General features: G+C 35.2%; 9 protein-coding genes. 4 read left to right on the plus strand and 5 right to left on the minus strand.

Annotated features, from left to right (window positions below; genetic code table 11):
• Window positions 1-228: 228 nt before the first annotated feature.
• The gene (locus B0A58_RS02125; protein WP_089079702.1) at window positions 229-2,004 is read right to left on the minus strand and encodes a 1-deoxy-D-xylulose-5-phosphate synthase; all 1,776 of its coding nucleotides are present in this window, start codon (window positions 2,002-2,004) and stop codon (window positions 229-231) included.
• Between the two features lie 295 nt (window positions 2,005-2,299).
• On the opposite strand from B0A58_RS02125, the gene B0A58_RS02130 reads away from it, so the two are divergent.
• Window positions 2,300-2,656, plus strand: a complete 357-nt coding sequence (locus tag B0A58_RS02130) for a hypothetical protein (protein ID WP_089079687.1) — start codon at window positions 2,300-2,302, stop codon at window positions 2,654-2,656.
• A 115-nt stretch (window positions 2,657-2,771) separates the two neighbouring features.
• The gene (gene pheS, locus B0A58_RS02135; protein WP_014085467.1) at window positions 2,772-3,791 is read left to right on the plus strand and encodes a phenylalanine--tRNA ligase subunit alpha; all 1,020 of its coding nucleotides are present in this window, start codon (window positions 2,772-2,774) and stop codon (window positions 3,789-3,791) included.
• Window positions 3,792-3,905: 114 nt separating this feature from the next.
• Here the strand turns inward: pheS and mutY are convergent, their stop codons facing one another.
• Window positions 3,906-4,946: an A/G-specific adenine glycosylase gene (mutY, locus tag B0A58_RS02140; RefSeq protein WP_089079688.1), complete on the minus strand. Its 1,041-nt coding sequence runs from the start codon at window positions 4,944-4,946 to the stop codon at window positions 3,906-3,908.
• A 130-nt stretch (window positions 4,947-5,076) separates the two neighbouring features.
• On the opposite strand from mutY, the gene B0A58_RS02145 reads away from it, so the two are divergent.
• Together B0A58_RS02145 and B0A58_RS02155 are read left to right on the plus strand one after the other, a co-directional pair.
• A complete protein-coding gene (locus B0A58_RS02145) occupies window positions 5,077-5,367 on the plus strand; it encodes an HU family DNA-binding protein (protein WP_014085469.1) in 291 nt (96 codons plus the stop codon).
• A 366-nt stretch (window positions 5,368-5,733) separates the two neighbouring features.
• Window positions 5,734-7,278 carry an Rne/Rng family ribonuclease gene (locus tag B0A58_RS02155; protein ID WP_044032646.1) on the plus strand — a complete coding sequence of 515 codons (1,545 nt, stop codon included), beginning with the start codon at window positions 5,734-5,736 and terminating at the stop codon, window positions 7,276-7,278.
• Between the two features lie 71 nt (window positions 7,279-7,349).
• Here the strand turns inward: B0A58_RS02155 and B0A58_RS02160 are convergent, their stop codons facing one another.
• The 3 genes from B0A58_RS02160 to metG all read right to left on the minus strand — a co-directional run bounded on the left by B0A58_RS02160 (window position 7,350) and on the right by metG (window position 10,717).
• A complete protein-coding gene (locus B0A58_RS02160) occupies window positions 7,350-7,802 on the minus strand; it encodes a 6-pyruvoyl trahydropterin synthase family protein (protein WP_014085471.1) in 453 nt (150 codons plus the stop codon).
• Between the two features lie 104 nt (window positions 7,803-7,906).
• Window positions 7,907-8,593 carry an HAD family hydrolase gene (locus B0A58_RS02165; protein ID WP_089079689.1) on the minus strand — a complete coding sequence of 229 codons (687 nt, stop codon included), beginning with the start codon at window positions 8,591-8,593 and terminating at the stop codon, window positions 7,907-7,909.
• 6 nt (window positions 8,594-8,599) lie between these two features.
• Window positions 8,600-10,717, minus strand: a complete 2,118-nt coding sequence (gene metG / locus B0A58_RS02170) for a methionine--tRNA ligase (protein ID WP_089079690.1) — start codon at window positions 10,715-10,717, stop codon at window positions 8,600-8,602.
• Between the last annotated feature and the right edge of the window lie 186 nt (window positions 10,718-10,903).

Raw genomic sequence — 10,903 nt, forward strand, 5'->3', positions numbered from 1 at the left:
TACGGAACTATTTTTTTGGGTAATTTTAGCAAAAAAGAACCAATAGATTGGACTATTTTATAGGTATATTTGGTATTAAAGGCTTTATTTTTTTTTACAGCTCTGTGACTTTGCGTAACATTGAGCTCGCAAAGAATAGTCGAAAACTAATTTACACTATGAAATAGTACTAGTTGCGGATAGTCCTATAAATATAGGAACCCGAAGAGATTCGGGTTATGTTTTGGATTATCTGTTAAATGTTTCAAATATTTGAGTCAAATTTTCTGGATCCAAACCACAATGTTTATGGAGCATATCCATGCTGCCGTGTTCTATAAACGCATCTGGAATACCCAAAATTTTGACACGATTTGTCAATTGATGTTCTAAAACATAAGCCCCAATAGCAGCTCCAAACCCTCCTTTGACGGTGCCGTCTTCTAGGGTAATAATGTTTTGATAATTAGACGTAATGGATTTCAAAGCAGCACAATCTAGTGGTTTTACAAATCCAAAATGATAATGTCCAAAATCGGAATTTTGATTTATTTTTGATAAAATACCACTCACAACATTCGTCATGGTTCCAGTGGTCAAAAGGGCTGTTTGGCGTCCTTTTTTCAAACAAATGGCTTGTCCAATAGTGATTTTTTCAAATGGTTTTTCCCATTCTACAAGGCTGCATCGGCCTCTTGGATATCTAATGGCTATGGGGTTTTGTAGTCCAAGTTGTGCCGTATATAGTATGTTTCTAAGTTCAATTGCATCCTTTGGTGCAAATACAATCATGTTTGGAATAGCACTCAAAAAAGCCAAATCAAAAACACCATGGTGGGTGGCACCGTCTTCGCCAACCAAGCCAGCCCTATCTAAACAAAATACAACAGGCAATTGTTGCAAAGCCACATCATGAATAACCTGATCATAAGCACGTTGTAAAAAAGTTGAATAAATATTACAATAAACAACCATTCCTTGTGTGGCCATTCCTGCTGCTAGTGTAACCGCATGTTGTTCGGCAATCCCAACATCCAAAGCCCTTGTAGGATATACTTCCATCATCAATTTTAAAGAACTGCCCGTTGGCATGGCTGGAGTAATTCCTATAATATTGGGGTTTTGATGTGCCAGCTCTAAAATAGTTTTGCCAAAAACATCTTGAAATTTGGGTGGCAAATCAACATCAGATTTTAGCATGAGTTCTCCAGTATTGGCATTAAATTTGCCAGGCGCATGATACGTAACTTGATGGGTTTCGGCTTGATGAAGTCCCTTACCTTTTGTAGTAATAAGGTGCAAAAATTTGGGCCCTTTTATTTTTTTTAAACGCTCTAATTCTTTGATAATCAATGTTATATTATGGCCGTCTATTGGGCCAGAACCATCAAAATTTAATGATTGAATTAAATTATTTACCTTTGGGTTATGCCCTTTTTTTACGGTAGAAAGATAATTTTTTAGGGCGCCAACACTAGGATCTATTCCAATGGCATTGTCGTTTAGAATAACCAACAAATTGGCTCCCGTAACCCCCGCATGATTGAGTCCTTCAAAAGCCATCCCACTTGCAATCGAAGCATCGCCAATAACGGCTATGTGGTTTTTGTGGGTGTCTCCCTTCAATTGTGAGGCCAATGCCATGCCCAATGCAGCACTTATAGATGTAGAAGAATGCCCTACTCCAAAGGCATCATAAACACTTTCGGCCCTTTTTGGAAATCCCGAAATACCTCCAAACTGTCTGTTGGTATGAAAAATATTTTGACGTTCTGTAAGTATTTTATGCCCATAAGCTTGGTGGCCAACATCCCAAATCAATAAATCATTTGGCGTGTCAAATACATAATGCAAGGCAATTGTAAGTTCTACAACTCCCAAACTAGCCCCCAAATGCCCTTCTTTACTAGCCACTATTGTTATTATAAATTGTCTTAACTCTTGTGCAAGTTGTTCCAATTGTGAGGGCAACAGTTGTCTCAAATCGGCTGGCGAATGGATTTTGGATAAAAGTTGGTTTTTCATCGGTTGTGTTGGGTATCTATTAATCATTGGGGTTACTCCACGTTAATATTATTCCAAATAGGAATAAAGGTGTTGTAACGTTTTTGGTAGTGCCCATCTTTCGATTGTGTCGATTTCATGAATTTCAAAATACAAATCTACAACCATTTTTTTAGAAACAAACCGATTGTCTAAACAATTTCAAAAGGCTACGCCGCACTATCTCATTTTAAAATCAAAAAGGATTACTTGGTATAAACACAAAAGAGTAGTTGCTAAATTTCTATATTTGCAAAAAAAATAAATACAAATCAAAATGGCAAGAGACCCACAACTAAAGGAGCGTTGGGAACGATTAGTTCAAATTTTGTCCGATCGGTTTTCGCAAGGCGAAGATTTAGATTTAGAAGCCATCATTTTTTTGATTGGCATACAAGAACTAGGAAAAATACACAAAACCTATCAAAAAGATGATAAATTAAACTTAATGCACATTGCTATATGTAGGCTATTAGAGCCATACGGTTATTATACCTTTGATTATTTTGATACCGATGGCTGGCCACATTATACCGTAAAAGAACAACTTCCTGCCTTAAAAGCTGGCGAACAATCAGTACTGATGAAAGAGGCTATTGTAGCCTATTTTTTAGAAAAAGAGTTAATTGATTGATTTTTTATCTATTTTGATTCAAAAAAATGTTCTAAAAAGGCAATATTTAAGACTAAAAAACTAATTTTGCACTTATGAATGCCTACCCAAAAAATAAGCTAAAACAATCCAAGTGATGACAGACAAAATCAAAGCCTATATAGCCGAAGCCAAAGCTTTTCAAACAGAAAACAAAGAAAAATTAGAAGCCTTCCGAATTAAATTCTTAGGAAGCAAAGGTTTGTTAAAAGAAGTATTTGCAGATTTTAAAAACGTTCCAAACGACCAAAAAAAAGAATTTGGTCAAGTAATTAATTTGCTCAAAAACATAGCCGAGGAAAAAGTGAGAACCCTACAAGAATCCTTAGAAAACAAAGAAGAAACCAAAGGGATTTATGGTGATTTGACCCGTCCAGCCGAAGCCTTAAATATTGGCTCAAGACATCCTATTTCAATTGTAAAAAATCAAATTATTGATGTTTTTGCAAACATAGGTTTCAATGTGTCCGAGGGGCCTGAAATAGAAGACGATTGGCACAATTTTACGGCACTCAACCTGCCAGAATACCACCCAGCACGAGACATGCAGGACACCTTTTTTATTCAAACCAATCCCGATATTTTATTAAGAACCCACACTTCATCTGTTCAAGTGCGGTATATGGAAAACAACACCCCTCCTATTCGTACCATTTCGCCAGGAAGGGTTTTTAGAAACGAAGCTGTTTCCTCTCGTTCGCATTGTATTTTTCATCAAGTAGAAGGTTTATATATAGACAAAGACGTTTCATTTGCCGACTTGAAACAAACCTTGCTATATTTTACAAAAGAAATGTTTGGAAAATCTAAAATTAGACTTCGCCCATCGTATTTTCCGTTTACAGAACCAAGTGCCGAGGTAGATATTTACTGGGGTTTGAAAACAGAAACAGATTATAGGATTACAAAAGGTACAGGATGGCTAGAAATTATGGGTTGTGGTATGGTAGATCCAAATGTACTTAAAAATTGCAACATCAATCCCGATGACTATAATGGTTTTGCCTTTGGAATGGGCATCGAACGTATTGCGATGTTGCTGTATCAAATTGGCGATATTAGAATGTTTTATGAAAATGATGTTCGCTTTTTAGAACAATTCAAATCAAGTTTGTAATTTTTTATTAACAAATAATTGCATTATTTCACGCTTTTTTATATTTATAATACGATAAACACCATCCATAAAACGCCTATTGTCTAATTTATTCCAGACAATAGGCGTTTTTTTTTACATCTCTTCAAAATTTGAAAATGTTTCTAAAAAATGGTGAATGACAATTGGAAACGGATAAGATTTAATAGCATCAAATGTTTTTCCTTCGTTTAATTGGCCTTCGATTTGAACTTTCCAAAACTGAAGGTGCAATTTTTGATGGGTCAATTTGTGTATTATCGGTTCGTTTTGAAGCTTTTTGAGGCTTTTAACGTTGTAATGGTCGTTTAGATATTGTAAAACAATGGTATCATCATCAAAATGAAGTGATTCTAATAAAGGAAATTCGTATAAATTTTGCCAAATATCTTTTGCTATCCGTTTTTGAACAATCGAATTGGCTTTTTCATCTTGCAAGATAAAATAATTTAAAAATCGGTTTTTGACTTTAATTTTTTTAATTTTTACAGGCAACTGTGCTACTTTCTTTTTTTGCAATGCCAAACAACTGTCGCTAAAAATACAACTGTTGCAATCAGGATTTTTTGGTACACATTGCAAGGCACCAAACTCCATTATGGCTTGGTTAAACAAGGCAGGATGCTCTTTTGGCATGAGTTCGAGTGCCAAGTTTGAAAAAACACTTTTAGTTTGTATCAATGCTATATCATTTGATATGTCAAAATAACGAGCCAGTACTCTAAAAACGTTTCCATCGACAACAGGCACACATTCGTTGTAAGAAAAAGAAGCAATAGCTGCAGCAGTATAGCTGCCAATGCCTTTGAGTTTTAATAAATCTTTGTAATTATCAGGAAAAATCCCGTTTTTTTCAAAGGCAATAGTTTGTGCTGTTTGATGCAAATTTCTGGCACGAGAATAATAACCCAATCCTTGCCAAAGTTTTAAAACCTGTTCTTCTGAAGCATTTGCTAGATGAAAAATAGTTGGGAAATGGTTCATAAAAGCCTCATAATAAGGCAATCCCTGAGCAACACGAGTTTGTTGAAGCATAATTTCGGAGAGCCAAATGGGATATGGGTTTGTGGTATTTCGCCAAGGTAAATCTCGTTTTTGAAGGTGGTACCATTGGATAAGTTTGCTAGAAAATGACATAAAATTCAATTAGTTAGCAAAAGTATGTATTTATGTTGTTAAATTTTAGTCAATTAGCTTGAATAATTGTTTTTTTAATTCCTATATTTGCAAACTCAAAAAAAGTATATCATTATAAATACGAAAGAAAATGACGAAAGCAGATATCGTAACAAAAATTTCAGAAAAATTAGGTCTTGAAAAAAAAGACGTTCAGGCAGCCGTTGAAACCTTTATGGAAGAAATCAAAAGCTCATTAGAAACAGGAGATAATGTATATCTTAGAGGTTTTGGAAGTTTTATCGTAAAAACAAGAGCCGAAAAAACAGGAAGAAATATTTCTAAAAATACAACTATAAAAATACCAGCACACAATATACCTTCATTTAAACCAGCAAAAGTATTTGTAGAAGGTGTAAAAACAAACAATTTAGCAAAATAATTATTAACCATAAAATCGAAAAGACATGCCAAGTGGTAAAAAAAGAAAGAGACATAAGGTAGCAACACACAAACGCAAAAAAAGAGCGAGAGCTAACCGTCATAAAAAGAAAAAGTAGTCTAACTACTTTTTCTTTTTTTTAAGTTCATTGAAAAGGAAGTTATTGTTTCAATACATTTTAAAGTAAAAGCTCTAAGCTCTAATAATACTATGTTTGACAATGCTTCACCGGGTACAATACCTGTAAAATTATTGTTTAATCCATCCTTACAAAATAAGTTGGTAGTTAAGGGTTGATGATTCATAGCCAGACTAAAATCAGCAACCAATGACCGACAATCAAATGTTCGGATAAAAATGTACAGCGTGAATAAAGAATTAATCATTAGATCTAGTCCTGAAGCCGTAGATTTTGCCTTATTAAAAGATGGAAAACTAATTGAATTACATAAAGAACAAGAAACCAGCAATTTTCAAGTTGGCGATATTTTTATTGCTAAAATCAGAAAACCTGTTGCAGGACTCAATGCTGCTTTTGTAAACGTAGGCTACGAAAAAGATGCCTTTTTACATTATCATGACCTTGGTCCTAATCTTGCTTCGCAATTGAAATTCATAAAACTTGTAAGCACAGGTAAAATAAAAGATTTCTCCCTAAAAAGCTTTCAGTTTGAGAAAGAAATAGATAAAAATGGTATGATTACAGATATTATCAATGCCAATCAATCTATATTAGTACAAGTGGTTAAAGAACCTATTTCGACCAAAGGACCCAGAATTAGTTCTGAATTGTCCTTGGCAGGCCGATATGTGGTGTTAGTACCTTTTTCGGACAGGGTTTCGGTTTCTCAAAAAATTGAAGCTAAATCTGAAAAAGACCGACTAAAAAAACTTGTACAATCTATCAAACCAAAAGGATTTGGTGTTATTGTTAGAACAGTAGCCGAAGGCAAAAATACAGCCGAATTAGAAAAAGATTTGCAGAACCTGCTAAGCAGATGGACTGCAATGTGTAAAAAATTACCAACTGCTCATCATCCTTCAAAAGTATTAGGCGAACTCAACAGAGCTTCCTCGATACTACGAGATGTATTCAATGATTCTTTCAGTGGCATACATATAGATGACGAAGAGTTGTATCAACAAACGAAGGAATACGTTCAAAAAATAGCGCCTTCAAAACAATCAATGGTAAAGTTTTATCAATCTAAAGATACTCCTATTTTTGAGAAATTTAATATCGAAAGACAAATCAAAACATCTTTTGGCAAAACAGTATCGATGAGCAAAGGTGCTTATCTGATTATTGAACACACTGAAGCACTGCATGTTATAGACGTTAATAGCGGCAACCGTTCTAACAAAGCTTCTAATCAGGAAGATACTGCAATGGAAGTAAACATGATAGCGGCAGCCGAAATTGCCAGACAACTCCGACTGCGTGATATGGGTGGCATTATTGTGATCGATTTTATTGATATGACCGATGTTGAAAATAGAAAAGTATTGTTCGACTTCCTAAGGGAAGAAATGAGCGATGATAAAGCCAAACACAAAATCTTACCGCCTAGCAAATTTGGCCTTGTTCAAATTACCAGACAGCGTGTAAGACCTGAAGTAAACATTAAAACACGGGAAGAAGACCCTAATAACGAAAATGCCGAAATTGAAGCCCCTATCGTTATTATCGACAAAATAACTTCCGATTTAGAGAATTATTTAAAAAGTTACAATAATGTTGTGCTCAATACACACCCTTTTGTAGCTGCTTACCTTGCAAAAGGTTTTCCATCTATACGCTTAAAATGGTTTTTTGAGCATAAAAAATGGGTAAAAATCATTCCACGTGACGCTTACACGTATCTTGAATATCATTTTTTCGACAAAAACGGAAATGAAATTAAAGAGTAAAAAATTAATAAAAAACCGCTTCTTGCTAAGGAGCGGTTTTTTTATGTTTATACCAAATATGTGTATTGGTATTAATCGTTATCGCTGGCATACCATTCTGCAAATGATGTATCCGTTTCTTGCAATTTTAATGAATGTAACTTGATGTTTTCAGGCAATCTGTTTTTTATTTTTTCGGAAAAATTAACCACCATATTTTCGCTAGTTGGCTGATAATCAACCAATATAACATGATGCCCTCTGGCTATCAATTCTGTGGCCAGCTCTATATGTGGCGTTGTTTTATTAAACACCGTAGCATGATCAAACAAATCGACAACTTCTTCTTTTACTATTTTTTTTAAATCTGTAAAATCTATAACCATTCCATACTTAGTGTTAGCTCTATCGGTTATCGGACTTCCTATTACGGTTACTGACAACTTATAACTATGTCCGTGAACATTTTTGCATTTGCCATCATAGCCATAAAGGGCGTGCCCTGTTTCAAAACTAAATTGTTTGGTAATTCTAATTTTACTCATTTTAAAAGGATTTGAGTTGCAAATTTACATCATTTTTTGAAAATAATTTTCATTTCACTTTATTAAAAAATGTTGTGTTTTTAAATTAAAATAATATTAATTGATCAAAATAATAATGGCAAAATAGCATTTATCTTTTCAAACGAATGAAAATTTTCATGTTCAATGGTATGGTCAATTCTTTCGTGTGCCCAAGTGGTATGAAAAGGAATATGCACACCATGACCGCCAATGTTTAGTACCGGCAACACATCTGATTTTAACGAATTTCCAATCATTAAAAAGTCTGAAGGTCCAACGTCTAATCGTTTGATTAAATCCGAATAATCTATTTCTTGCTTGTCAGACATGACTTCGATATGATGAAAATAGTGCCCTAATCCAGAATTATGTAATTTTCGTCTTTGGTCTAATAAATCGCCTTTGGTAGCAACTACTAATTTGTATTTCCCTTTTAAGGCTTCCAAAGTTTCTTCGACACCATCTAGTAAAACAATCGGTTTTTCAAGTAATTCTTTCCCAAATTGAATGATTTTTTCAATCACCTCAACAGTAATGGTGTTGTTTGAAATGGCCATTGCGGCTTCTATCATCGAAAGAATGTAGCCTTTTATACCATAACCATATAGTTTCAAATTAGCGATTTCAATTTTGAATAATTCTTGCGAAATACCCTGATGTGAAAGGTAATCCTGCATTAATTCGCAAAATTTCGTTTCGGTTTCATCAAAATACGTTTCGTTTACCCAAAGGGTGTCGTCGGCATCAAAAGCTATTATTTTTGGTTTCATATTGATTTAATTAATCGTCTCGCCATTCCCAACACCTTCAGCATCGGGATTTACAAAAACTAATTTTCTTTCAGCATTATTGGTCATCAAAATCATGCCTTGACTTTCTACTCCACGAAGGTTTCTGGGTGCCAAATTCACTAAAACAGTCACTTTTTTGCCAATTATATCTTCCGGTGCAAAACTTTCGGCAATTCCCGAAACAATCGTACGAACGTCAATTCCAGTATCTACTTTTAAGATTAAAAGTTTGTTGGCTTTTGGCATTTTCTCGGCTTCCAAAATCGTTCCTACACGCAAATCCATTTTGGCAAAATCTTCAAACTGAATCGCTTCTTTTTGTGGTTCGGCTTTTTTGTTTTCGGCTAGGTTGGCTGATTTTGTTGCTTCCAATTTATTGATTTGTTTTTGGATTTCTTCGTCTTCTATTTTAGCAAAAAGCAATTCCGCTTCGCCAATTTGGTGCCCTGCAGGAAGTAAGTCGCTATGCTCCGCAATGGTATTCCAATTCAAGGCTTGCTCTATTTTTAAAATATGGCTTAATTTTTTTGCAGTAAAAGGCAGAAATGGTTCGCAAAGTGTACTTAAAGCTGCTGCAATTTGTAAGGCTACATACATTTGGGTTTGTACACGCTCTGGATTGTCTTTGATGACTTTCCAAGGTTCTTCGTCGGCCAAATATTTATTTCCCAAACGAGCGGCATTCATCATTTCGCCCAAAGCTTCTCTAAAACGGTAACGCTCAATTGAACTCGAAATCACCGCTGGATAGGCTTTTAATTCGTTTAAAACTTCCTCGTCATAATCCGTAAAGTTGGGCATTCCCCCTTCGGTGGTTAGGGGGCTTGGAGCAGGTACAATTCCGTTGTAGTATTTGTTAGTCAGAACTACCACACGATTGATAAAGTTACCAAAAATTGCCACCAATTCGTTGTTATTTCTAGCTTGGAAATCTTTCCAAGTAAAGTCATTGTCTTTCGTTTCGGGTGCATTCGATGTCAAAGCATAACGCAATACGTCTTGCTGATTTGGAAATTCTTCCAAATATTCGTGCAACCAAACCGCCCAGTTTTTAGATGTCGATAATTTGTTGCCTTCCAAGTTCAAGAACTCATTCGCAGGCACGTTATCAGGCAAAATATAACTCCCTTCGGCCTTCAACATCGCTGGGAAAATGATGCAGTGAAACACAATATTGTCTTTTCCAATAAAGTGAACTAATTTGGTATTTTGGTCTTTCCAATAGGGTTCCCAATTTTTTCCTTCACGTGCTGCCCATTCTTTTGAAGAAGAGATGTAGCCAATAGGGGCATCAAACCACACATATAATTTTTTTCCTTCGGCACCTGCAACGGGTACGTCAATTCCCCAATCCAAATCACGGGTTACCGCACGAGGTTCTAATCCGCCATCAATCCAGGATTTTACTTGACCATACACATTGGGTTTCCAGTCGTTTTTATGTCCAACGAGAATCCATTCTTTCAAAAAATCTTCGTAACGATCCAAAGGTAAAAACCAGTGTTTAGTTGATTTCAAAACAGGCGTTTCTCCTGTAATAGTCGATTTCGGATTGATTAAATCGGTAGCGTTCAAGGTAGAACCACATTTTTCGCATTGGTCGCCATAAGCTTCTTCATTGCCACATTTTGGACAAGTTCCAGTTACAAATCGGTCTGCCAAAAATTGATCCGCTTTAGCATCATACAACTGCTCAGTTACTTCTTCAATAAAATCGCCTTTGTCATACAAGGTTTTGAAGAATTCCGAAGCCGTTTCGTGATGAATTTTAGCCGAAGTTCTGGAATAATTATCAAAAGAAATTCCAAAATCAATAAACGATTTTCGGATAATGCCATCGTATTTATCAATTACTTCTTGAGGTGTAATGCCTTCTTTTTTGGCTTTCATCGAAATGGCAACACCGTGTTCGTCGCTTCCGCAAACAAACAAAACGTCTCTTCCTTGCAACCGTAAATAGCGAGAATAAATGTCCGAAGGCACGTAAACCCCCGCTAAATGGCCAATGTGGATTGGGCCGTTTGTATATGGCAAGGCTGCTGTAATGGTATATCTTGTAGCTTCGCTATTTGTAACGTTGCTTTCATTTGTATTTTCTATCATGATTTTTCTATAATAAATGCAAAAATAAAGTTTTGATTTTTAAATAGTAACTAGTTATCCTTTTTTTTATAGAACATTTTTTATTTAGGCCAAATAATACCAAATATACATATAAAATAGTCCAATCTACTTGTTCTTTTTTGCTAAAATTATTAAAAAAAATAGTTCCGTAGCCCAGCTATGCAA

It is taken from the genome of Flavobacterium branchiophilum NBRC 15030 = ATCC 35035 (genome assembly GCF_002217205.1).
In the GTDB taxonomy this organism is placed as follows: domain Bacteria; phylum Bacteroidota; class Bacteroidia; order Flavobacteriales; family Flavobacteriaceae; genus Flavobacterium; species Flavobacterium branchiophilum.